General features: G+C 74.9%; 22 protein-coding genes and 1 tRNA gene. 10 read left to right on the forward strand and 13 right to left on the reverse strand.

The window, feature by feature from the left end:
- Positions 1-79: 79 nt before the first annotated feature.
- The gene (locus ABT295_RS14975) at positions 80-424 is read right to left on the reverse strand and encodes an MmcQ/YjbR family DNA-binding protein (protein ID WP_352395204.1); all 345 of its coding nucleotides are present in this window, start codon (positions 422-424) and stop codon (positions 80-82) included.
- Positions 425-576: 152 nt separating this feature from the next.
- On the opposite strand from ABT295_RS14975, the gene ABT295_RS14980 reads away from it, so the two are divergent.
- Positions 577-1,449, forward strand: coding sequence for a hypothetical protein (locus ABT295_RS14980; RefSeq protein ID WP_352395205.1), 873 nt, complete (start codon positions 577-579; stop codon positions 1,447-1,449).
- On the opposite strand, the gene ABT295_RS14985 is transcribed toward ABT295_RS14980, so the two are convergent.
- Together ABT295_RS14985 and ABT295_RS14990 are read right to left on the reverse strand one after the other, a co-directional pair.
- Positions 1,416-1,931, reverse strand: a complete 516-nt coding sequence (locus ABT295_RS14985) for a GNAT family N-acetyltransferase (protein ID WP_352395206.1) — start codon at positions 1,929-1,931, stop codon at positions 1,416-1,418. The genes ABT295_RS14980 and ABT295_RS14985 overlap by 34 nt on opposite strands.
- A 51-nt stretch (positions 1,932-1,982) precedes the next feature.
- A complete protein-coding gene (locus ABT295_RS14990; protein ID WP_352395207.1) occupies positions 1,983-2,846 on the reverse strand; it encodes a CPBP family intramembrane glutamic endopeptidase in 864 nt (287 codons plus the stop codon).
- A gap of 148 nt (positions 2,847-2,994) precedes the next feature.
- Here ABT295_RS14990 and ABT295_RS14995 point away from each other — a divergent pair, with 148 nt between their 5' ends.
- Positions 2,995-3,720 (forward strand): hypothetical protein, encoded by a 726-nt coding sequence (locus ABT295_RS14995; RefSeq protein ID WP_352395208.1) that lies wholly within the window; start codon positions 2,995-2,997, stop codon positions 3,718-3,720.
- A gap of 27 nt (positions 3,721-3,747) precedes the next feature.
- Here ABT295_RS14995 and ABT295_RS15000 read toward each other — a convergent pair whose 3' ends face one another.
- Positions 3,748-4,269, reverse strand: coding sequence for a mycothiol transferase (locus tag ABT295_RS15000; protein WP_352395209.1), 522 nt, complete (start codon positions 4,267-4,269; stop codon positions 3,748-3,750).
- A gap of 238 nt (positions 4,270-4,507) precedes the next feature.
- On the opposite strand from ABT295_RS15000, the gene ABT295_RS15005 reads away from it, so the two are divergent.
- From ABT295_RS15005 to ABT295_RS15020, 4 genes are all read left to right on the forward strand, one after another.
- Positions 4,508-5,926 (forward strand): FAD-binding oxidoreductase, encoded by a 1,419-nt coding sequence (locus ABT295_RS15005; RefSeq protein WP_352395210.1) that lies wholly within the window; start codon positions 4,508-4,510, stop codon positions 5,924-5,926.
- 74 nt (positions 5,927-6,000) lie between these two features.
- Positions 6,001-7,254 carry a cysteine desulfurase-like protein gene (locus tag ABT295_RS15010; protein WP_352395211.1) on the forward strand — a complete coding sequence of 418 codons (1,254 nt, stop codon included), beginning with the start codon at positions 6,001-6,003 and terminating at the stop codon, positions 7,252-7,254.
- A complete protein-coding gene (locus tag ABT295_RS15015) occupies positions 7,251-7,748 on the forward strand; it encodes a DUF427 domain-containing protein (RefSeq protein WP_352395212.1) in 498 nt (165 codons plus the stop codon). Before ABT295_RS15010 ends, ABT295_RS15015 begins: the two co-directional genes overlap by 4 nt.
- A 166-nt stretch (positions 7,749-7,914) precedes the next feature.
- On the forward strand, positions 7,915-8,229 hold the full coding sequence (locus ABT295_RS15020) for a hypothetical protein (RefSeq protein ID WP_352395213.1): 315 nt from the start codon (positions 7,915-7,917) through the stop codon (positions 8,227-8,229).
- 20 nt (positions 8,230-8,249) lie between these two features.
- Here the strand turns inward: ABT295_RS15020 and ABT295_RS15025 are convergent, their stop codons facing one another.
- From ABT295_RS15025 to ABT295_RS15040, 4 genes are read right to left on the reverse strand one after another with little or no spacing between them, the layout of a single operon-like run.
- Positions 8,250-8,756 carry a metallophosphoesterase family protein gene (locus ABT295_RS15025; protein ID WP_352395214.1) on the reverse strand — a complete coding sequence of 169 codons (507 nt, stop codon included), beginning with the start codon at positions 8,754-8,756 and terminating at the stop codon, positions 8,250-8,252.
- Positions 8,753-9,328 carry an EVE domain-containing protein gene (locus tag ABT295_RS15030; RefSeq protein ID WP_352395215.1) on the reverse strand — a complete coding sequence of 192 codons (576 nt, stop codon included), beginning with the start codon at positions 9,326-9,328 and terminating at the stop codon, positions 8,753-8,755. The genes ABT295_RS15025 and ABT295_RS15030 overlap by 4 nt, the downstream gene beginning before the upstream one ends.
- A gap of 9 nt (positions 9,329-9,337) precedes the next feature.
- A complete protein-coding gene (locus ABT295_RS15035) occupies positions 9,338-10,276 on the reverse strand; it encodes an FAD binding domain-containing protein (RefSeq protein WP_352395216.1) in 939 nt (312 codons plus the stop codon).
- Positions 10,273-12,879 carry a molybdopterin-dependent oxidoreductase gene (locus ABT295_RS15040; protein ID WP_352395217.1) on the reverse strand — a complete coding sequence of 869 codons (2,607 nt, stop codon included), beginning with the start codon at positions 12,877-12,879 and terminating at the stop codon, positions 10,273-10,275. Before ABT295_RS15040 ends, ABT295_RS15035 begins: the two co-directional genes overlap by 4 nt.
- Before the next feature lie 144 nt (positions 12,880-13,023).
- Here ABT295_RS15040 and ABT295_RS15045 point away from each other — a divergent pair, with 144 nt between their 5' ends.
- Positions 13,024-13,731 (forward strand): M50 family metallopeptidase, encoded by a 708-nt coding sequence (locus ABT295_RS15045; RefSeq protein WP_352395218.1) that lies wholly within the window; start codon positions 13,024-13,026, stop codon positions 13,729-13,731.
- A 123-nt stretch (positions 13,732-13,854) separates the two neighbouring features.
- Here ABT295_RS15045 and ABT295_RS15050 read toward each other — a convergent pair whose 3' ends face one another.
- From ABT295_RS15050 to ABT295_RS15065, 4 genes are all read right to left on the reverse strand, one after another.
- On the reverse strand, positions 13,855-14,505 hold the full coding sequence (locus tag ABT295_RS15050) for an LON peptidase substrate-binding domain-containing protein (RefSeq protein ID WP_352395219.1): 651 nt from the start codon (positions 14,503-14,505) through the stop codon (positions 13,855-13,857).
- A 47-nt stretch (positions 14,506-14,552) separates the two neighbouring features.
- Positions 14,553-15,578, reverse strand: coding sequence for a serine/threonine-protein kinase (locus tag ABT295_RS15055; protein ID WP_352395220.1), 1,026 nt, complete (start codon positions 15,576-15,578; stop codon positions 14,553-14,555).
- 272 nt (positions 15,579-15,850) lie between these two features.
- Positions 15,851-15,933, reverse strand: a tRNA-Leu gene (locus tag ABT295_RS15060).
- Between the two features lie 120 nt (positions 15,934-16,053).
- Complete coding sequence (locus ABT295_RS15065; RefSeq protein ID WP_352395221.1) at positions 16,054-17,745, reverse strand: DHA2 family efflux MFS transporter permease subunit; 1,692 nt, start codon at positions 17,743-17,745, stop codon at positions 16,054-16,056.
- A gap of 66 nt (positions 17,746-17,811) precedes the next feature.
- On the opposite strand from ABT295_RS15065, the gene ABT295_RS15070 reads away from it, so the two are divergent.
- Entirely contained in the window at positions 17,812-18,282 is a 471-nt protein-coding gene (locus ABT295_RS15070) for a MarR family winged helix-turn-helix transcriptional regulator (RefSeq protein ID WP_352395222.1), read from the forward strand.
- A gap of 84 nt (positions 18,283-18,366) precedes the next feature.
- Here the strand turns inward: ABT295_RS15070 and ABT295_RS15075 are convergent, their stop codons facing one another.
- The gene (locus tag ABT295_RS15075) at positions 18,367-19,737 is read right to left on the reverse strand and encodes a MinD/ParA family ATP-binding protein (protein ID WP_352395223.1); all 1,371 of its coding nucleotides are present in this window, start codon (positions 19,735-19,737) and stop codon (positions 18,367-18,369) included.
- 227 nt (positions 19,738-19,964) lie between these two features.
- Between ABT295_RS15075 and ABT295_RS15080 the strand changes: the two genes are divergently transcribed.
- Together ABT295_RS15080 and ABT295_RS15085 are read left to right on the forward strand one after the other, a co-directional pair.
- Positions 19,965-20,753 (forward strand): FHA domain-containing protein, encoded by a 789-nt coding sequence (locus ABT295_RS15080; RefSeq protein ID WP_352395224.1) that lies wholly within the window; start codon positions 19,965-19,967, stop codon positions 20,751-20,753.
- Between the two features lie 22 nt (positions 20,754-20,775).
- Positions 20,776-21,363, forward strand: coding sequence for an FHA domain-containing protein FhaB/FipA (locus ABT295_RS15085; RefSeq protein ID WP_352395225.1), 588 nt, complete (start codon positions 20,776-20,778; stop codon positions 21,361-21,363).
- Positions 21,364-21,366: the final 3 nt, after the last annotated feature.

The raw sequence follows: 21,366 nt of genomic DNA on the forward strand, positions 1-21,366 counted from the left end.
GTGGCGCTGTGCCGGCCCGATGGGACCGCGATGACTGCGCGCCGTCGCCTCGCGGGCCCGGCCGGGCGGCCCGCGTCGCTCAGGAGATGCCTGGCGCGAGCGCCACGCTGCGCGGCACGACGAAGCGCCACGCGTCGACGACGATCTCGCGCATCCGCTCCGGCTCGAGCGCGTCGAGGCGCGCATCCACCCAGTTGAAGCGCAGGTCGGAGGGCCGTGGCAGCAGGAAGACCGCCGGCTCGCTCGCGACGAGCACGTCGCGCTCCTCCCGCGGGAAGGCGAAGCCGAGCTGCGTCTCGTCGGCGGAGAAGGCGAGCCACACGACCTTCCCGACGCGGAACTTCACGCGGTCGCGCACGAGCACCTCGGTCGACCGCGGCAGCGGCTGCGCCACCCGCCGCACGTCCTCGATCGTCACGGGCATCCGTCCAGCCTGCCACGCCGCCCGCGCGCCGCGCACCCCTCGCCGGGCCCTTCCGCGAGGGGGAGCGCCCGGCATACGCTGCCGGTGTCGCGACCCCGACGGCACCCGGCCGGGCGGGATGACACGTCGACCTCCAGCGAAGGAGACGACGTATGCCGTCATCGCCCACCCCGCCCACGCCCGCCGCCGCGGCGTCCCCCTCCGACGTGCCGGAGCGGCTGCTCGCCTTCCTCGACCGGCTCGGTGCCGAGCTCGAGCGCCGCGGCGACGCCGTGGCCCTGCTCGGCCTCGGCTCCGTGGGGCGCGACCTCCACCGCCTCGACGAGCACTCCGACGCCGACTTCTTCGTCGTCGTCGACGACGTGGCCGCGCGCGACCGCTACCTCGCCGACATCGACTGGCTCGACGCCGCCCACCCCGTGCAGTGGTCGTTCGAGAACAGCGGTGCCGGGCGCAAGGCGCTGCTGCGCGACGGCCTCTTCGCGGAGTACGCGGTCTTCACGCTCGAGGAGATGGCGACCGCCGGCTACCCGCCCGGCCGCGTGCACTGGCGCCGCGCCGACGCCCCCGACGGGCTCGAGCAGCCGGCGACTCCCGTGCCACAGCCCGAGGCGCTCGCTCACCAGGTGGGCGAGGCGATCACGAACCTCTACGTCGGGCTGCACCGCGACCTGCGGGGCGAGCGGCTCACGGCGACCCGCTTCATCCAGGGGTACGCCGTCGACCGCTGGATCACCGTGCTCGGTCACCTCGGGCTCGGCCGCACCGCGAGGCAGGACGTCTTCGTCGTCGACCGTGGCGTCGAGCGCCAGTTCGACGCCGACCTGCTGCCGCTCGCCGACCTCGTGCCCGGCTACGAGCGCAACGCGCACGCGGCGGCGACGCTGCTGCGCCTGCTCGAGGCGCACGTCGAGCTCGACCCGGCGATCACCGACGCGGTGCGCGCCCTCGTCGAGCGGTCCGCGGCGGCCGCGCGGGAGCGGACGAGGGCTCAGGCCTCGGCCGGGGCGAGCTCCAGCTCGTAGACGAGCAGCTGGAGGGTGCCGACCGGCGACCAGTCGCGCTCGGGCGCCCGCGTGAAGCCGAAGCGCTCGTAGACGCGGTGGGCGGCGTGCATCGCCGGCTGGGTCGAGAGCACGACGCGGTCGCGGCCGAGGGCCCTGGCGCGGTCGAGGCACGCGCGCACGAGTGCCGTGCCGACGCCGCGGCCGCGACCCTCCGGCGCGACGGCGAGCGTGCGGAACTCGGCCTCGCCCTCGCGGGCGACGTCGGCGAAGGGCCCCGGGCCACTGACGAAGGCCACGCCACCGAGCACGACGCCGTCGGGGTCGACGGCCACGAGCACCTCGGCGTGCTCGGCCCGGCGGGCGACGTCGCGCAGCACCTCGAGGTAGGGGTCCTCCGCCCCGAAGTCGAGCAGGCCGTCGTCGAGGTACGCGGCCGCCGTCAGGTCACCGAGGCGGGCATGGTCCTCGGTGCGCGCGGGCCGGATCGTGAAGCCGTGCATGCCGGTCAGTCTCGCAGGGCGAGGCCGACCCACCTGCCGGTCGGGTGGGCGTCAGGCAGCGAGGCGCCAGGCGAGCACGCCGAAGAGCACGCCGAGGGCGTTCGTGGCCCAGTGCATGCCGACGCTCGCGAAGAGGCTGCCGCTGCGGCGGCGCAGCTCGCCGGCGAGCACCCCGCCGAGGGCCGTGAAGAGCACCGTGCCGCCGACGACGGCGAGCTGGGCGAACGGGCCGAGGCCGGCCACGGCCGAGCCGATCGCCTCGTTGCCGGTGGCCGAGGCCATCGCCGGGAAGACGTGCCAGAGCCCGAAGAGCAGCGACGAGCCGGCGAGCACCTGCCACATCCGGGCGTGCCGGGAGAGGAAGCCCCAGAGCACCGAGCGGAAGGCGACCTCCTCGAGCAGGATCGTGCCGACCGGGATCAGCACGAACGCCGTGAGCAGGGCGCCGGCCGGGGGCAGGTGGTAGCGGGCGTCGAGGAAGGCGGTGCGGGTCGAGGGCAGCAGGATGCCGACGAGGTAGACGAGGCCGACGACCCCGATGACGCCGAGGCCCCAGCGGATGCCGCGCGCGTGCGTGTGACGGGCGAGGCCCAGCTGGTGCCAGGTGAGGCCCTGCCACCGCGCGAAGGCGAGCAGCGCGACCGCGCCGACGGGGCCCAGCCACATGGTGTCCCAGCCGAGCACGTGGTTGGCCACGTTGACCCCGGCTAGCGCGAGCACGACGGCGACCGTGGCGGCGAAGCGCGCCCGCCGGCCCCGGGCGATGAGCGCCAGGCGGCGGTGCCGCACGTCGTCGTGGCTCTCGGCGTGGCTCTCGTGGTGGCTCTCGTGCCTCGCAGCAGGCACGACGACGCCGTCGGTGCGGGACGCGACGGCGGGGGCGGCGAGGGCGGCGAGGGCGGCGGGCGTGGTCATTGCCCACCATTTTCGCACCGCATCCTGTGGACGAGCCGTGCACGACGGCCGGCGTGACCACGCTCACCACGCCCGTCCCAGCGGTCACACGCGGCCCGCACCGACCGTTCCTCGTGCCGGGCGTCCGCTCCGCCCCTAGGGTCTGCCCATGACCACCGCCGCCACCGGGCTCCAGGGAGTCCCGAGGACCCGGGCGAGCACCGCCCGTCGGTGGCGACGGCTCCGCTACGCGCTGCTCGCCGCCGCGCTCGGGCTCGTCGGCACGGGGCTGCTCCTCGGGTCGTCGCCCGCGACCTACCGCGACCTCCTCGACGGCGTCAGCGGCGGCCGGGTCAGCGAGGTGCAGGTCTCGGGCGCCCTGCCCGACGGTTCGACGGGGTACGCCACGGTCTCCCTCGCCTGGACCGACCAGAACCGCAACCGCTTCGCCCAGGTGGTGCAGGTCAGCGACCCGGGGCAGTCGGTCCCGCTCGACCGCCGCACCGAGGTGCTCACCGGGTCCGTTGCGGACGAGCTGCGGGCGCACGACCCGTCGCTGCGCGTCGTCGTCACGGGCTGGCCCGAGTCGACCACGACCTACGCGGGGTGGCGGCTCCCGTCGTGGTTCCCGGTCGCCCTGGGCGTCCTGTGGATCGCGGTCGTCGTGCTGCTGGTCAACGGCGCGCAGCCGTGGTGGGCCACGCGCTGGGGCTGGTTCTGGCCCCTCTTCTCCCCGGTCGGTGTCGTGGCCCTGCCGCTCTTCCTGCTCGTCTCCGGCCCGCCCCCGGGCGTGCCCGAGACCGGGCACACCGGTCGGCGCCTGACCGGCGGCTGGTCGTTCCTGCTCATGTGCGTCGTCGGCCCCGCGCTGGGCTACCTGCTGCTCGACCGCTGACGGCGCGCGCTCGGCGGCTGCGCCCGGTCAGCGGCTGCGCTCGATGAGCCCCCGCAGGTACTCCGCCTGCCCGAGGTGCTTCGCGGCGTCGTCGAGCACCGAGACGAGGCGCACCCCGACGGTGACCGGCGGGTCCCAGTGGCGGTCGACGACGCGGGCGTACCCCTCGCCGTCCAGCGACCCCAGCAGGCTCGTCGTCCGCTCGTGCACGGCGCCCTGGTAGTCCGCGAAGAGCGCGGGGTCGGCGACGGTGAACCGCCCGACGTCGGCCGAGCTCATGCTCCAGCCGTGCGCGTCGCGGTCGTAGGGCAGCCCGAACCGGTCGACCCAGCCCTCCTCGAGCCACGCCGAGGTGCCGCCGGCGAGCCCTGCCACCTGGTCGTCCTGCTGGCGGGCGAGGTGCCAGACGAGCCACGCGACGTGGTTGGCCTCGGGGTCGGGCCGCCAGAGCAGCTCGTCGACGGTGAGGCCCTCGACGACGGGCGGCACGCCGTCGCGGATGCGGCCGAAGCCGTCGAGCATGAGGTCGCGCGCGGTGTCGGTCGTCATGTCGTCCACCTACCCAGCATGCCCCTCGGTGCGCGCGACGGCCCGCGCCCGACGGATTCCGAAGAAGACGGACCTTCCGGGCAGTCGGATCGGTGACGTATCAGCGCGAGGCCTTCGGTCTCTGACAGGTCGTGCCCCGACCGGGGCCGTCGGCGCGCCACGAGCGCGGCCGGCCGCGCGACGCCAGGTCGCGCCTCCCCGCGACGACGAGGTCGCGACCAGCACCCAGGAGAGCAGCATGACCACCACCAGCCTCACCCCCACCGCCCGAGCGGCCACGACCCTCGCCGGGCTCTGCGACGGTGCGGTGCACCTGCCCGGTGACCCCGGCTACGACGCAGCCCGACTGCCGTGGAACGTCGCGGTCGACCAGCGCCCCGCCGCCGTCGCGCTGCCCCGCACCGTCGCGCACGTGCAGGAGGTCGTGCGCGCCGCGGCCGCCGCCGGCCTGCGCGTCGCACCGCAGAGCACCGGGCACAACGCCGGCCCGCTCGCCGCGCAGGGCCTCTCCGACGTCGTCGTGCTGCGCACCGAGCGCATGCGTGGCGTGACGATCGACCCGACGCGTCGCCTCGCCCGCGTCGAGGGCGGTGCCCTGTGGATGGACGCCACCGAGCCCGCCGCCGACCACCGGCTCGCGGCGCTGCACGGCAGCTCGCCCGACGTCGGCATCGCCGGCTACAGCCTCGGCGGTGGCATCGGGTGGTACGCCCGCCGGCTCGGCCTGGCCGCGAACAGCCTCACCGCCGTCGAGCTCGTCACGGCCGACGGCGAGCACGTGCGCGCCGACGCCACCGAGAACCGCGAGCTCTTCTGGGCGCTGCGCGGCGGCGGCGGAAACTTCGGCGTCGTCACGGCGCTCGAGTTCCGCCTCTTCCCGATCGAGACGGCGTATGCCGGCATGCTCGTCTGGGACCGCGACCACGCCGAGCGCGTGCTGCGGCGCTGGGCCGACTGGGCGCCCGAGGCACCCGACGCGGTGACGACCTCGTTCCGCTTCCTCGACGTGCCGCCGCTGCCGACGGTGCCCGAGCCGATCCGGGGCCGCTCCCTCGTCGTCATCGACGGCGCGGTGCTCGGCTGCGACGCCGAGGCCCGCTCGATCCTCGGGCTGCTGCGCGGGCTCGGTCCCGAGATCGACACCTTCGACCGCATGCCGGCCCGGGCCCTCCCGCGCCTGCACCTCGACCCCGAGGGCCCGACCCCGGCCGTCTCCGACAGCACCCTGCTCGGCGAGCTGGGCGACCCCGCCATCGACACGCTCCTCGAGCAGGTCGGGCCCGGGTCGACGACCTCGCTCCTCGCCGCCGAGCTGCGCCAGCTCGGCGGGGCGCTCGGGCGCACGCCCGCGAAGCACGGTGCGCTCGCCCGCCTCGACGCGGCGTACGCCGTCTTCGCCGTGGCCGTCGCCGCGACACCGGAGCTGGCGGCGCAGGGCCAGCTCGACGCCGAGCGGCTCACCGCGTCGCTGCGGCCGTGGTCGACCGGTCGGAGCTACCTCAACTTCGCGGAGAACGACGTCGACGTCAGCACCGGCTACGACGCGTCGGTCTGGCGCCAGCTCAAGGGGATCCGCTCGGCGCTCGACCCGGACGACCGCTTCCTCGCCAACCACCGGGTGCCCCGACTCTTCGAGGACGGAGCCGTCACCCCCTGACCGTCACACCGACGAGCGGTGCCCGACCCGGTGCTCACGTCCGCACCGGGTCGGGCATGCGCGAAGATGAGGGCATGCACGCCCCTGGCTACGACGTCGACCGGATCCGCTGGCACTTCCCCGCCCTGCGCGAGGGCGCGGCGCACTTCGACGGCCCCGGCGGGTCGCAGGTGCCCGACACCGTCGCGACGGCCGTCGTCGAGACCCTGACGTCGGCCGTCTCGAACCGCGGCAGCGTGACCCCTGCCGAGCGTCGCGCGGACCGGATCGTCGTCGACGCGCGTGAGGCGATGGGCGACCTGCTCGCCGTCGACCCCACCGGCATCGTCTTCGGCCGCAGCGCCACCGAGCTGACCTTCCACCTCGCCCGCACGCTCGCGGCGGGCTGGGGGCCGGGCGACGAGGTCGTCGTCAGCCGGCTCGACCACGACGCGAACATCCGCCCGTGGGTGCTCGCGGCCGAGGCCGCCGGCGCGACCGTGCGCTGGGCCGACTTCGACCCGGCCACGGGTGAGCTCGAGCCCGACGCGGTCGAGGCCGTCGTCGGCGAGCGCACCCGCCTCGTGGCCGTCACGGCCGCGTCGAACCTCATCGGCACCCGGCCCGACGTCGCGGCCATCGCCGACGTCGTGCACGCCGCCGGGGCCCTGCTCTGGGTCGACGGCGTCCACGCGAGCGCTCACGTCGCCACCGACGTGCCCGCGAGCGGCGCCGACTTCTGGGTGTGCTCGCCCTACAAGTTCCTCGGGCCGCACCACGGCGTGCTCGCCGCCGACCCGGCGCTGCTCGAGACGCTGCACCCGGCCAAGCTGCTGCCCTCGAGCGACGCCGTGCCGGAGCGCTTCGAGCTCGGCACACTGCCCTACGAGCTGCTCGCCGGCACGACCGCGGCCGTCGACTTCCTCGCCGACCTCGTGCCCGACGAGACACCGTCCGACCAGACACGGTCCGACGAGTCGCCGCGACCGCGCCGCGAGCGCCTGCTCACGTCCTTCGCGGCGCTCGAGGAGCACGAGGACTCGCTCCTGGCCGCGCTGGAGGAGCGCCTGCGCGCGATCCCGGGGCTGACGGCATACTCCAACGCCAAGCGGCGCACGCCGACGCTGCTCGTCACCGTCGAGGGGCACGAGCCGCAGGCGCTGCGCGAGGGGCTCGCCGCCCGCGGCGTCAACGCGCCCGCCGGCCACTTCTACGCGTGGGAGTGCAGCCACCACCTCGGCCTCGGTGCGACGGGCGGACTGCGGATGGGGCTCGCGCCCTACACGAACGCCGAGGACGTCGACCGGCTCGCGACCGGCCTGGAGGCCATCTGCGGCGGCGACGCGTGAGCCGGCCGGTGCCGCTCCCGCCCGGCCCGGGGCAGGAGTCGGTGTGGGACTACCCGCGCCCGCCGGCCGTCGACCCGAGCGGCGAGCTCGTCGAGGTGCACCTCGGCGGCGAGGTCGTCGCGCGCACCCGGGCGAGCCTGCGCGTGCTCGAGACGAGCCACCCTCCCACCTACTACCTGCCGCTCGACGCGTTCACCGACGGCGCGCTCGTGCCGACCGCGGGCAGCAGCGTCTGCGAGTGGAAGGGCGAGGCGGCGTACTTCGACGTCGTCGGGGGTGGGCGCCGCGCCGCGCGTGCCGCCTGGACCTACCCCGAGCCCGTGCCGACGTATGCCGTCCTGTCGGGTCACGTGGCCGTCATGCCCGGACTCGTCGACGCGTGCTTCGTCGACGGCGAACGGGTGCGCCCGCAGGACGGCGGCTTCTACGGCGGTTGGATCACCGACCGCGTCGTCGGGCCGTTCAAGGGCAGCCCCGGCTCCTGGGGCTGGTGAGCGGGACCGCGGGACCGGCGGGATGCCTGCCGGGGGCTCGGATCCTGCTCCGGAAGACGGAGCAGGTCCCGAGCGTCAACCGGGGGTGAGGGCAGGCCCGGCGGCGGCGCCTGCTGCCGACCGGGTACGACCCCTGCGACCCCCCGGCAGCGACGGAAGGAGCACCATGGCCACGCACGAGCCGCCCAAGGGCGTGCAGGAGGCGGCGCAGCGCGCCCAGAGGTGGATCGAGGACGGCAAGGCCGGCGCGAACTTCACCGACACCGGACGCCATCGGGCCGCGCAGCTCGCCAAGGGCGATGCCGTCAGCGACGACGTCGTGAAGCGGATGCGCAACTACTTCTCCCGGCACGCCAAGGACGCCGACGCGACCGGCTTCCACCACGGCGAGGACGGCTACCCTTCGGCCGGCCGGGTCGCCTGGGACGCGTGGGGCGGCGACGCCGGCCGACGGTGGGTCGAGAACCTCGGCGACGACTGATCGTCGCAGCGCCCCGTGCCTCAGCGGGGCAGGGGCTCGATCCGCGACTCCACGATCGCGCCGTCCCGCAGGTCGAGCACGGCATACGTGCCGGTGGGCTGGCGCCGCTTGTCGGTGGGCGATCCGGGGTTGAGCAGGCGCACGCCGGTGCGCGGGTCGTCGGGCACCTCCTCGAGCGGGATGTGCGAGTGCCCGAAGACGACGAGGTCGGCGCCGGGGAAGCGGCGCCGCATGCGCGCGCTGCGCCCCTGCTTCTGGCCGCTGTCGTGGATCATCGCGACCCTGACGCCCGTGAGGTCGAGCTCGAGGGTGTCGGGCGCGCCCCACGCGGCGACGTCGGGCCCGTCGTTGTTGCCACGCACGACGTGCAGCGGCGCGAAGCCGGCGAGCAGGTCGAGCACGTCGGGGGTGCACACGTCACCGGCGTGCAGCACGACGTCGGCCCGCCCGAGCTCGGGCAGCAGGGCCGGTGGGCACGCCTTCCAGTGCCGCGGGGCGTGCGTGTCGGACAGGACGAGCACCCTCACGAGGGGCTCCGGGCGGCCGGGGCAGCGGGCCACGTGGGCAGCAGCGGCCCCATCTCGTCGAGCTGGTCGCCCGTCACGAACGACGGGTTGGCCATGAAGGGCTGGCGCTGCACCTCGAGGTGGTCGACGCCCGCCGCCCGCAGCTGAACGTCGGCGACGGGCGCCTCGAGCAGCTCGACGTCGATCTCGACGCGTTCGCGCACGGCGTGCGACGCCGATGCCGTGCGCCAGAAGCCCTGTGCCGACTCCACCCACGGCTCGGCCTCGGCGACGGTGTGGCCGAGCCCCCAGATGCCCCTCGTGAGCCGGTCGTGGCCGGGCCCGGACACCCAGAAGAGCACGCGGTCACCGGGCCGCACGAGCTGCGTGCGGTAGCTCGGGTGCACGGCCCACGACGTCAGGCGGCGCTCACCGGCGTCGAGCAGGCCGCGCAGGTCCCAGACCGCCGGGTTGCACTTGAGCACCCAGGCCCCGAGGGTGCGCCGGTCGACCGTCCGGCCTGCCGCGCCGCCGGCTCCGTCGCTGCTCCCGTCGCTGCTCCCCTCGCCACCGTGCCGTCCGCTCCTGCGCATGCCCGGCACCTACCCACGCACGCGCTCGAGCACCTCACGCACGGTCGCCTCGACGAGCTGCACCTTGTAGCCGGTCTCGGGCAGCGGGTTCGCGCCCTCGGTGGCGCGTCGCGCGGCCGCGGCGATCGTCGCGTCGTCGAGCGTCGACCCGGTCAGCAGCTCCTCGACCGCGCCCAGGCGCAGCGGGACCGGTGCGACCCCGCCGATCGCGAGACCGCACGCGGTGACCGCGCCGGCGTCGTCGCGCACGACCCGCACGACGGCCTCGACGAGCGGCCACTCGGCCTCGAAGCGGCTGATCGAGCGGAAGTACGCCGCCTGCTCGCCCGCGACCGGCGCCGGCAGCACGACCCGGGTCAGCACCTCGTCGTCGGCCAGCAGGTGGTCGCGCGTCGGGTCCGACCCGTCGCCGAGGAGGTCGACCACCGACAGACCGCCACGCTGCGTCGTGTCGACGGTGGCGGCATACGTGAGCAGCGCCATCGCGAGCGACGACGGGTGCGGGTGCACGCACGGCGCGGTGTCGAAGGCGACGCCGTAGAGGTGGCGGCCGTCGCGCGCCGGGCACGTGGTGCCGCCGGACTTGAGGCAGCTCGTGTGCGGGTGGCGGAAGTACCAGCAGCGGGTGCGCTGCAGCAGGTTGCCGCCGATCGTCGCGGTGGCGCGCACCTGCGGCGTCGCGAGGCCGGCGGCGGTCAGCGCGAGCGCCGGGAGGTCGGTGAGCTCACGCGCCACCCGGGCGACGGTGACGCCGGCGCCGAGCGAGGTGGCCGCATCCGTCCGCTCGATCGCGGTGAAGCCTGGCACCCCCGTGAGGTCGAGCACGTGCGGGGTCGCGCCCGTCGTGCGCAGCCGCTCCTGCAGGTCGGTGCCGCCCGCGCGGTAGACGGCGTCCGGACCGACGCCCTCGGGTCGCTCGTCGTATGCCGTCAGCAGCGTCACGCTCACCGGGTCACCTCGCCGCGGGCGTGGGTGCGCAGGCCCTCGAGGAGCCGGTCGGGCCGCACCGGGAGGGTCAGCGGACGCCACCCGGTCGCGTTGAAGATCGCGTTGCCGATCGAGGCGGCCGGACTGACCGTGGCGACCTCGCCGAGCCCGACGCCACCGCCGGGCACGCGCTCCCAGCCCTCCTCGTGGAAGTGGATGTCGATCTCCGGGGTGTCGCCGAGCTGCGGGATGCGGTAGTCCTCGAGGTTGGCGGTGAGGGTGAGGCCGGTGTGCGGGTCGAGCACCTGGTTCTCGAAGAGGGCGAGGCCGATGCCCTGGATGATCGAGCCCTCGCACTGGCTGCGGGCGAGCACCGGCGCGTGGATGCGGCCGACGGCGATGCCGCCGTGCACGCGCAGCACCCGCGTCGCGCCGGTGCGGGTGTCGACCTCGACCTCGCTGACGTGCACGGCGGCGGAGAACCCGCGCCCGACCTGGATGCCGTTCATCGTGACGGGCACGGGCCGCATGCCGCGGTCGCCGCCCCGGCGCGCCGAGGCCGACGCGCCGTCGGGCACGCGGTCGAGGTCGGCGCCGACGCGGTCGCGCAGGGCGGTGGCGGCGTCGACGGCCGCCGACCAGAGCGAGACGGTCGTGCGGCTCCCGCCGGAGGCAGGCCCGTGCGTCGTGCCGCCGTGCGCGCGACCGAGCTGCACGTCGACGGTGACGGGGTCGACACCGAAGACGCCGGCGACGGCCCGGGCGAGCACGGTGCGGCTGCCGGTGCCCATGTCCTGGCTCGCCGTGGCGGCGGTGAGCCGGCCCCCGCGCACCGAGACGACGACCTCGCAGTCGGGGTCGACGAGGTAGATCCAGTTGCCCGCGGCCACGCCGACGCCGCGGCGGAGGCGGCCAGTCCGGCTGCCGGTGGCCGGGCGGTCCTGCCACGTCGGCAGGCCGTGCGCCCACCGGTAGAGGGCCTGGCGCTTGGGGTTGCCGTCCCACTGCGCGCGCAGCTCGATGGGGTCGCGCCCGAAGCGGTGCGCCGCCTCGTCGACGCTCTGCTCGAGCGCCCAGGCGTTCGTCGGGCCGCCGGGGCCGCGGAACGGCGAGCCGGGCGGGGCGTTCGTCACGACGTCGACGTCGCGGGCCAGGCGCGGGGTGCGGTCGTAGACGAGCATCGACAGGGCCGCGACGCTGTTGCCGACGGCGACGCCCGCGTGGCTGTCGGTGTCGACGACGAGGGCGCGGATCGCCTGGGTCGTGTCGTCGACGAGGAGGGAGACGTGGGTGCGGCTGCCCGGCCGGTTGCCGGTGCCGGTCAGCTCCTCGTGCCGGTCGAGCACGAGCCGCACCGGGCGACGGGTGAGGCAGCTGAGCGAGACCGCCCCGACGGCCTCCATCGTCAGGCTCAGCTTGGCCCCGAAGCCGCCGCCGACGTGCTCGGCGGTCACCTCCACCTGGCTCGGGTCGAGGTCGAAGTGGTCGGCGATCTCCTGGCGCATCGCCTCGACGCCCTGGGTGCTCAGCCAGACCCGCAGGTGCTGCGGATCGCTCCAGTCGGCCACGCACGCGTGCGGCTCGAACGCCGTGTGCACCTGCGGCGCCGTGCGGAACTCGAGCTCGACGAGCCCACGCCGGCCCGCCGACCGGGCGCTCGCCACGCGGCGCTTGGCGAGCGTGCCGAGGAAGGGCGCCCGCGACGGGCCGTGCCGGTTGCCGTCCCAGGGCGCCGGCATCGCGCCGCCCTCGCTCGCGCTCGGTGCCTCCTTGCGGTCGGCGCGGGCGGCATACACGAGCGGGGCGCCCGGGCGCAGCGCCTCGTCGGGGTCGACGACGAACGGCTGCGGGGTGAGCGGGACGTCGAGCTCGCGGGCCAGGCGGCGGGCCTGGGCCGCGGTCTCGGCCGCGACGACGGCGATCGGCTGGCCCGCCCACCGCACCCGGCGGTCGTCGCCGAGCACGTCGACGCCGACGACACCGGGCGGGAAGGTGATCGGCCCGACGACCGCGGCCGCCACGTCGGAGCGGCGGATGGCCGCGTGGAGCATGCCGGGCAGCGTCACGTCGGTCGTGTAGACCGCCGCGCCCGTCACCTTGGCGGGGGCGTCGACGCGCTCGACCCGCTGGTCGGGCGCCCCCGCGTCGTGCTCGCCGCGGCAGGCGGCGGCGACGGCGCGGAAGATCCCCTCGTAGGACCCGCACCGGCAGAGGTGGCCGGCGAGCGCCCGGGCGATCGTGTCGCGGTCGGGCTCGGCCGTCCCGTGCTCCGCACGCCACCGGTCGTGGAAGGCGACGGCGTCGACGACGAAGCCGGGCGTGCAGTAGCCGCACTGGAGGCCGTCGTGGTGGGCGAAGGCCCGCTGCACCGGGTGCAGGTCGTCGCCGTCGGCCACGCCCTCGACCGTCGTGACGCTGGCCTCGCGCATCCGGGTGGCGGGCGTCAGGCAGCCGAGCACCGGCTCGCCGTCGACGAGCACGGTGCACGCTCCGCACACGCCGCTGCCGCAGACGAGCTTGGTGCCCGGGAGGCCGAGCTCGCCGCGGACGACGTCGACGAGCGACTCCGTCCCTTGCACGTGCACGAGCCGCGGCTCGTCGTTGACCGAGGTGCGAAGCTCCACGAGGACTCCTGCCGACTGCGCCGGGACGACACTGCTGCCGACGCTACCGCCCGGGCCCCCGAAGCGCGACGGCCCCGTCCATGGTTGCCGGGCGGTTGCCGGGCGGGGGTGGGGCGCACGGGAACGTCGGCTAGGTTCGCGACCGTGGAGGTGTTCCAGACGATCGGTGACCGGGTGGTGCCGGCGACCGGCGAGGTCGCCCTCGGGGCACCCCGGCTCGTCGTCGTGCTGGCGGTCGCCCTCGCGCTCGTGCTCGCCCCGCCCGTGTGGGGCGTCGTCCGGCTCGTCGTCACGCTCGTGCACGAGCTCGGGCACGCCGTCGTCGGGGTGCTCGTCGGGCGCTCGTTCACCGGGTTCGTGCTCCGCGGCGACATGTCCGGTCACGCGGTGACCCGTGGGCCGGTGCGCGGCGCCGGCCGGGTCGCCTCGACGTGGGCGGGCTACCCGGCGCCGGCGGTCGTGGGTGCCCTCCTCGTCTGGGCGGCCGGGCGCGGCTGGGCGGCGCCGGTGCTCACGGCGTGCCTCGCGGTGCTGCTCTTCGCACTCGTGCGGGTGCGGTCGATGCTGACCGCCGTCGTCATGGTCGTCGCGCTCGCCGGGTCGGCCGCGCTTTGGTGGTGGCGTGACGACACCCTCCAGTCCCAGGTGCTCGTCGGCCTCGGGCTCGTGCTCGTCGTCGGGGCCTGGCGCCACCTCGGGGCGGTGCTCGAGGACCGCAGCGTCGGCAGCGACCCGGGCGTGCTCGCGGCCCTGACGCGCGTGCCGCGCCTCGTCTGGAACGCGACCTTCGTGCTCGTCGCGGCAGCCGCCACCTGGCTCGTCGGCGCCGAGGTCCTCACAACCCTCCGCTGACCCGGCGGGGCTGCCTCACGTGGGCGCCGTGCCCGCCCGAAAGGTGGCCCCTCGACGGTGACGCACCCGCAAGGAGTGGCCTCTCGACGGTTCAGGACCCGCGAAGAGTGGCCTCTCGACGGTTCAGTTGAGGCTGAAGGGGGGCGTCGGCGGGGCGGCGACGGCGCCCAGCGCGGCGGCGAACTCCCGCTCGCGCCGCACGAGCCGCATGCCGAGGCGCAGGCGTGACTCCGTGTCGGCGCTCTCGAGCAGCGCCTGGCGGTCGACGACGTCGAGGCTCACGGTGTCGGGCACGGCATACGCGAGCGCCCGGTCGTCGTCGGGGAGCTCGACGTCGGCGCCGACGGCGGCAGCGAACGCCGCGAGCTCGGTGCGCAGCTGCGCCGCGAGCGCGACGACGGAGGCCGCGTCGCCGTCGGGCTCGGTGAGCCAGGTGATGCGGGCGGTGACGTAGGGCGTGCCCGCGGACTCGTCGATGCCGTCGACGCGGAAGCGGTCGGTGCCCTCGGAGACGACGAGGAAGCGCGCGCCCTCGAGCGCGGCAGCCTGGGTCAGCAGCGCACCGCAGCCGACCGGGTGCAGTGCCCGCACGCCGTCCTCACCGACCTCGAAGCCCTCGCGGATCGCGACGACGCCGAAGACCGGCGAGCGCTCGTCCTGGTCGTCGAGCAGGTCGCGCAGCAGCTGCACGTAGCGCGGCTCGAAGATCTGCAGCGGCAGCCGCGACCCGGGCATGAGCACGGTGCCCAACGGGAAGAGCGGCAGAGTCGCCATGGCTCCACCCTAAGCCGATCTGCGCCGTCGCGTCGGGGCCGCCGTGCTCAGTCGGCGAGCGTGGCCGGCATGCGCTGCGTGGAGGCCAGGGCGTCCCGGTCGCCCCGCTCGCGCGCGACGTCCCCGCCGCCCCCGTCCGAGCCGCCCGGCTGCGTGTCGTCGCGCACGGTGCCGGTGAGGCCGTCAACCTCGTCGAGCATCTCCGCCGGCGACCCGTTGATGGCGGTCGCGAGGCCGAGGGCGAGGCCGCGCAGCTCCTGGTCGCCGAGGCCGAGGCGCACCGCGACGGCCGCGGCGTTCGCCGGCCGCTTCTCGGGGTCCTTCTCGAGGCACTCGGTGATGAGGTCGCGCAGGTCGTCGGGCACGTCGTCGGGCAGCGGGGGCGTCGGCTCGTTGACGTGGCTGAGCGCCGTCGCGATCGGGGTGCCACGGTCGAAGGGCCGCTGCCCCGAGAGCATCTCGTGCGCCACGACACCGAGGGCGTAGAGGTCGCTCGCGCCCGTGGCGGCGTGCCCGAGCGCCTGCTCGGGGCTGATGTAGTTGGGCGTGCCCAGCATCTCGCCGTGCTGCGTGTGACCGGACGCGTCGAGGGCGCGGGCGATGCCGAAGTCGGTGAGCTTCACGAGCCCGTCCTCGCGCACCATGATGTTGGCCGGCTTGACGTCCCGGTGCACGACCCGGGCCCCGTGCGCGACGCCGAGCGCGAGCGCGGCCTGGCCCATGATCGAGCGGACCTCGGCCGGCGGCAGCGCCCCGCGCCGGCTGAGCAGCGCCGAGAGCGGCTCGCCGTTGACGAGCTCCATGACGAGGAAGGCGAGGCCGTCGTCCTCGCCGTAGTCGAAGACCGTGGCGATGTTGGTGTGCAGCAGCGCGGCCGAGTGCACGGCCTCGTCGCGGAAGCGGAGCGCGAAGAGGCGCTCGTGGTCGGCGTCGGGGCGCATCACCTTGACCGCGACCTCACGCTGCAGCACGCCGTCGGTGCCCGCCCACACATCGGCCATGCCACCGGAGGCGATGCGGCGCTCGAGGTGGTAGCGGTCGCCGAGGACGAAGCCTTCCTGCAAGCGGTTCATCTCAGCACCTCACCCTCTCGGTCGAAGGTGCGGCGTCACATGACATCTCGGAGGCCTTCGTCAGCGGTCATCGTACGGGACCCGGACGACGCTCGGTCGGCCACGGGTTCGGGGTCTGCTGCGACGCCCCCCGGCCATCGGCACGCCACACATACCCCGACCCCGTCCGTTTTCAACAGGTTGCCTCGCTGCAGTGGGCGCCACCAGCGCAGAAGAGCGCACCACATGCGGAAGGGCCCCGGTTCGGTGAACCGGGGCCCTTCGTCATCGCGTGCGCGAGGGGGGATTTGAACCCCCACGCCCTTTCGGACACTGGCACCTGAAGCCAGCGCGTCTGCCGTTCCGCCACTCGCGCGTGACAAGGAGACAGTGTGCTGCATGCGCCCCATGATCACCAAACCGGGCACGCCGCCGCCCTCGTCGCGCCTCTGTCGCGCCCGCCGGAGCGCCCGGTCCCGTATGCCGGTAGCCCGGCTCAGGTGACCGCGGGGGCGTCCGCGTCGGGCCGGTCGGCATACCCGGGCCGGTGCCGACCGGCACCCGGCTTGCCCGGGCCACCGGCACCACCGGACCCGCCCGAACCACCGAGCGAGAGGGTGGCGACCAGGCCGAGCACGAGGAAGCCGGCGGCGGTGAAGGCGGCGTACCGCGTGGCGTCGGAGAAGGCCTGCTCGGCGACCGCCGCCGCGGGGGCGGTCCGCGGGTCGCTCGCGAGCGCCGGGATGGCGCCGCCCGCGCTCTCGACGACGACGTCGACGACGGCGGTGCGGCCGCTCTCGGGCACCCCGAGCCCGGCGAGGCCGGAGTCGAGGCGGGCGCCCGCCGAGGTGAAGAGCACGGTGCCGAGGACGGCGATGCCGAGGGCCGAGCCGATCTGGCGCGCGGTGGACTGCAGGCCCGAGCCCTCGCCGCTGCGCTCGACCGGCACGTCGACGAGCACGACGCCCGTCAGCTGCGCCGTGGCGAGCCCGACGCCGAAGCCGTAGACGAAGAGGCAGGGCACGACGGCCGCCCACGACGTCGACGGGCCGATGACGAAGCCGAGGGCCGCGACGCCGACGATCTCGGCGAGGATGCCGATCCGGACGATCTCGGGCGGCGAGAGCCGCGCGCTCAGCACGGCCACGAGCCCGCTCGCCGCGAACGAGCCGATCGCGAGCCCGAGCAGGACGAGTCCGGTCTGGAAGGCCGTGTAGCCGATGACGTTCTGCAGCCAGAGCGGGAGCGAGAGCACGATGCCGAACTCGCCGAGGCTGACGATCATGGCGGCGACGTTGCCGTTGCGGAACGACCGGATGCCGAAGAGGTCGAAGCGGAAGAGCGTGGGCCGGCCGGCGGCAGTGCGGCGCAGGGTGCGCACGACGAACGTGGTGCCGGCCACGAGGGTCACGACGAGGGCGACCGCCACCGGCGAGGGGCCGCTCGCCCACGTCCACGGCCCGAGCTCGAAGGGCTTCGTGACGGCCCACCACCCGTAGGTGCGCCCCTCGATGAGCCCGAACGCGAGGGTGGCGAAGGTGACGGCCGAGAGCAGCGCCCCGACGAGGTCGATCCGCTCGCGGCGCGACGAGCGCGACTCGTCGACGAAGAGCGCCACGCCCGCGACGATGAGCAGGCCGATGGGCAGGTTGATGCCGAACGCCCAGCGCCACGAGAACGAGGTCGTGAGCCAGCCACCGAGGAGCGGGCCGACGGCCACCATGCCGCCGATCGTCGAGCCCCAGACGGCGAAGGCGATGCCGCGCTCGCGGCCCTGGAAGCCAGCGTTGATGAGCGAGAGCGTCGTCGGCAGGATCATCGCGCCGCCGAAGCCCTGCACGATGCGCGCGCCGATGAGGGCGGTGCCCGACCCGACGAGGGCCGCGAGCACCGAGGCGAGCACGAAGACGACGACGCCGATGAGCAGCATCCGGCGCCGGCCGATGCGGTCGGCCACGGTGCCCCAGATGAGCAGGGTCGCGGCGAAGACGAGCGTGTAGGACTCCTGCACCCACTGCACCTGCGACGAGGTGAGGTCGAGGTCGCTGACGACGTAGGGCACCGCGACGTTGACGATCGTCGAGTCGACGATGATGAGGGCCACCGCCACGCTGATCGCGACGAGCCCGAACCAGCGGCGCCGGTCGCCGCCCCGCGGCACGGCCGCCGCTCCCGTGTTCGCCGTCATGACGCCTCCTCCGACTCGACCAGGTCTTTAGATCTCCTGAACATATGGAAGCAGTAGGATCCAGCCATGGCAATCCCGCCCCCGGACAGCACGCCGCGCCGAAGCCACGAGCCCGAGACGTGGGCCCTGCGGGTGCTCGGCGCGGCCGAGGCCGAGGCGTCCGGCGCCCTGGCCCGGCGGATGCGGATGCACCCGACCGAGCTGTCGGCGATGAGCCACGTGGCGGCGTCCGACGGTCACCTCGGCCCGCGCGAGCTGAGCACCCGCCTCGGCATCACGCCGGCCGCCATGACCGACGTCGTCGACCGGCTCGAGGCCGCCGGCCACCTGCTGCGCGAGCGCGACACGAGCGACCGGCGCCGGGTGCGGCTCGTGCCCACGGAGTCGGCCTCGACGCAGGTGCGGGGTCAGCTGCGCGGGCTGCTCGACCGGCTCGACGCCATCACGGCCGACTTCACGCCCGCCGAGCGCGACGCGATCCACCGCTACCTGCAGGCCGCCGCGGAGGCCTACCACCGGTTCGCCGAGGACGACTGAGCCCGACCGGGCAGGACGGCGACGGCATACGCCCTCGGCGACGGGCGGGGCGGCGGGTGTGACCCGGGGGCTCGACCCGGGGGCTCAGAGCCCGTCGACGACGACCGCAGTCATCTCCATGCACGCCTCGTGCGTGCGGCGCGCGATCTTGAGCGGGTCGAGGTGCAGGCCCGGCGATAGCATCGGGTCGTAGGGGATGTCGACGACGGCGCGCACCCACTGCTCGAAGTGCTCGCGCGTGTGCACGCCCGCCCCGACGTCGCTGCCCTTGGCCGAGGTGTGCGAGATGACGCACACGGCGTTGCGCACGAGGTCGCCGCGGCCCATCGCCACGAGCGCGTCGAGGTTCTTGGCGGCCACGACCGACGTGTCGTCCTTGAGCGAGGTCGCGAAGACGAGCATGTCGGCGTGCGACGCGGCCGCGAGCCAGTTCGGCGAGAGCCGGTTGTTGCCCGTGTCGACGACGATCATCCGGTAGAAGCGCGAGAGCTGCGTGTGCAGGTCCTCGAACTCCTGCTCGCCGATGATCCGCATCGCCTCGTCGTCGTCGGCCGAGGCGAGCACGTCGAAGGAGAGCCCGCGCTGCTCGCGCACCCAGTGCTCGAGCTCCGACGTGCCGGCGTTCGGGTCGTTCGCGATCTGCGGGAGCGCGCCGAGCAGGTCGACGACGGTGCGGTGGTGGCTCTGCGAGGGCGCCCGCATGCCGAGGGTGCCCTCGGTCTCGTTGTTGTCCCACGCGAGCACCGAGCCCGAGCGGTAGCGCCCGAGGTAGCTGGCGAGCATGAGCGTGACGAGCGTCTTGCCGCCGCCGCCCTTGGTGTTGATGACCATGATCGTCTTGCGGCCGGTGATGGGCCGGGCGATGCGGTCGAGGCGGTCGCGCTCGGCCAGCTCGCGTCGGCTGGGCCCCAGGCCGAAGGCCTTGCGCAGCCCCGAGTCGGCCTTGAGCTTCTGGCGCGCGCCCTTCGAGCGCGCCGACATCAGCTCGTCGGCGCTCGGGCCGTCGCCTCCCGCACCCGCACCGCTGCCGTATGCCGTCCCGCTCGCGTCGTCGTGCGCGCCGGCAGCGTGGGTGGTGCCGGCCACGTCGGCAGCGACCTGGGGCGCCGGCTCGGGCTCGGGGTCAGCGGCGGGTGCACCCGCGGGCGACCAACCGGCATACGTCGGCTCGGTCGAGGTCGACCAGTGCGACGGGGTGGAGTCGATGAGCGGGGCGGCAGGCGCGGCGACGGGCTCGGCGTCGGTCCCGGCGTGCTCCGGCGTCGCCGGGTCGGCGGTCAGCGCCGGGTCGTGCCACGTCGAGCTCCACGGGTCGGTCGGCTCGTCGGCGGGGGGCGTCGGGGTCGACGCGCCGGGGATGGGCAGGACGAAACCACCGGGCACGCCGTGGTTGGCGGTGTAGCCGGGCAACCCCTGCAAGCCTGCGCCGTTGCTCCTGGTGTCGTCGTTGCTCATCGAGCGCTCCTTGCCGGAAATACACGTGCGAGGAGCCCTCGCGGCTCCCCGGAGGATCGTCCCATGACGACCGGGAACGGCAAATCGGGTGGACCACCCGGACGTTGGCGGGGCGCCGGGAGGGCGCCGGGAGCGGCCGACCGGCCCGCGCGGTTGGAGGTCGGTCGGCGTGACCCGGCTACGATGAAGCGCCCGACAGGAGCGCTCACCGAGGAGGAGGAGACGGCGTGGGAATCATCAACCGTGTCGAGCACGGTCTCGCCAAGGCTGTCCACAATGCCTTCGCCAAGGCGTTCAAGTCCGAGGTGCAGCCGGTCGAGATCGCCTCGGCCATCCGCCGGGCCATGGACGACCGCGCCGCGCTGCTCGGCCACGGGCGGGCCATGGTGCCCAACCTCTACACGATCGAGCTGAGCCCGACCGACTACGAGCGCCTCGAGGACTACGAGGACGACCTCTCCGACGACCTCGTCGCCGCGGCGCAGGAGCACGCCGACTCGCAGGGCTACCAGCCCGGGGCCGCCTTCGAGGTGCAGCTCGTCGAGGGCGAGGGCCTCGAGACCGGCGTCTTCCGGGTGCGCCCGGCCACGGCGAAGCGCACCGGCGCCGACGCCGAGCAGGGGCGCCCCGGGCCCACCCCGCAGCACCGCCCCCAGACGCCCGCCGGCACCGTCGTCGACGAGCAGCCGGTGACCCGCCCCGCGCCCCGCTCGAACCCGTCGGCGCGTCCGTGGCTCGACATCAACGGCGACCGCTACCCGCTGCTCGGCAGCCTGACGACGCTCGGGCGCGACGAGAGCGCCGACATCGTCATCGACGACGCCGGCGTCTCGCGCCGGCACAGCGAGATCCGGGTGACGACCGACGGACCGCACCTCGTCACCTCGATCCGCGACCTCAACTCGACGAACGGCACCTTCGTCAACAGCGAGCGCGTGTCGAGCCGGCGCCTGCAGGACGGCGACCGCCTGACGATCGGCCGCACGACCGCGACCTTCCGCGCCGGCCGCCGGTGAGCCCGATGACGTGTGGTGACGCATGAGTGAACTCACCCTGACCCTGCTCCGGCTGGGTCTGCTCGCGCTGCTGTGGATCTTCATCTTCAGCGTCGTGGGTGTGCTGCGCACCGACATCTACGGCACGGCCGTGAGCCGCCGCAGCCAGCGCAAGGCGCTCAAGAAGGCGCAGGCCACCGAGGCCAGGCGCCCGGCCCGCGGTGCGCCCGCCCCGGCAGCGGCCGGCGCGGCGGGCGCGGCGGGTGCCGGTGCGGCGGCCACCCCCGCCCCGGAGGCCGGCTCGGGCCGGCGCCGCGGCCGGAGCAAGGGCACCCCGACGACCCTCGTCGTCACGGAGGGCCCGCTGACCGGCACGTCGCTGCCGCTGCGCAGCGGCGGCGTGCTCATCGGCCGCAACCCGGAGTGCGCGCTCGTGCTCGACGACGACTACGCCTCGGGGCGCCACTGCCGCATCTACCGCGACCCGTCCGACCGCGAGGGCTGGGTCGTCGAGGACCTCGGCTCGACGAACGGCACCTTCATCGGCCGCGACCGGCTCACCGGCTCGCGCCCCGTCGAGATCGGGACCACCCTGCGCATCGGCAAGACCGTGCTCGAACTGCGGGGCTGACCG

This window comes from Terrabacter sp. NPDC000476, assembly GCF_040300125.1.
Lineage (GTDB): Bacteria > Actinomycetota > Actinomycetes > Actinomycetales > Dermatophilaceae > Terrabacter.

Coding starts and splice junctions, on each gene's coding strand:
- ABT295_RS14975 (WP_352395204.1), bottom strand. CDS start 424: ATGCCCGTGACGATCGAGGACGTGCGGCGGGTGGCGCAGCCGCTGCCG.
- ABT295_RS14980 (WP_352395205.1), top strand. CDS start 577: ATGCCGTCATCGCCCACCCCGCCCACGCCCGCCGCCGCGGCGTCCCCC.
- ABT295_RS14985 (WP_352395206.1), bottom strand. CDS start 1,931: ATGCACGGCTTCACGATCCGGCCCGCGCGCACCGAGGACCATGCCCGC.
- ABT295_RS14990 (WP_352395207.1), bottom strand. CDS start 2,846: ATGACCACGCCCGCCGCCCTCGCCGCCCTCGCCGCCCCCGCCGTCGCG.
- ABT295_RS14995 (WP_352395208.1), top strand. CDS start 2,995: ATGACCACCGCCGCCACCGGGCTCCAGGGAGTCCCGAGGACCCGGGCG.
- ABT295_RS15000 (WP_352395209.1), bottom strand. CDS start 4,269: ATGACGACCGACACCGCGCGCGACCTCATGCTCGACGGCTTCGGCCGC.
- ABT295_RS15005 (WP_352395210.1), top strand. CDS start 4,508: ATGACCACCACCAGCCTCACCCCCACCGCCCGAGCGGCCACGACCCTC.
- ABT295_RS15010 (WP_352395211.1), top strand. CDS start 6,001: ATGCACGCCCCTGGCTACGACGTCGACCGGATCCGCTGGCACTTCCCC.
- ABT295_RS15020 (WP_352395213.1), top strand. CDS start 7,915: ATGGCCACGCACGAGCCGCCCAAGGGCGTGCAGGAGGCGGCGCAGCGC.
- ABT295_RS15030 (WP_352395215.1), bottom strand. CDS start 9,328: ATGCGCAGGAGCGGACGGCACGGTGGCGAGGGGAGCAGCGACGGGAGC.
- ABT295_RS15050 (WP_352395219.1), bottom strand. CDS start 14,505: ATGGCGACTCTGCCGCTCTTCCCGTTGGGCACCGTGCTCATGCCCGGG.
- ABT295_RS15055 (WP_352395220.1), bottom strand. CDS start 15,578: ATGAACCGCTTGCAGGAAGGCTTCGTCCTCGGCGACCGCTACCACCTC.
- ABT295_RS15065 (WP_352395221.1), bottom strand. CDS start 17,745: ATGACGGCGAACACGGGAGCGGCGGCCGTGCCGCGGGGCGGCGACCGG.
- ABT295_RS15070 (WP_352395222.1), top strand. CDS start 17,812: ATGGCAATCCCGCCCCCGGACAGCACGCCGCGCCGAAGCCACGAGCCC.
- ABT295_RS15075 (WP_352395223.1), bottom strand. CDS start 19,737: ATGAGCAACGACGACACCAGGAGCAACGGCGCAGGCTTGCAGGGGTTG.
- ABT295_RS15085 (WP_352395225.1), top strand. CDS start 20,776: ATGAGTGAACTCACCCTGACCCTGCTCCGGCTGGGTCTGCTCGCGCTG.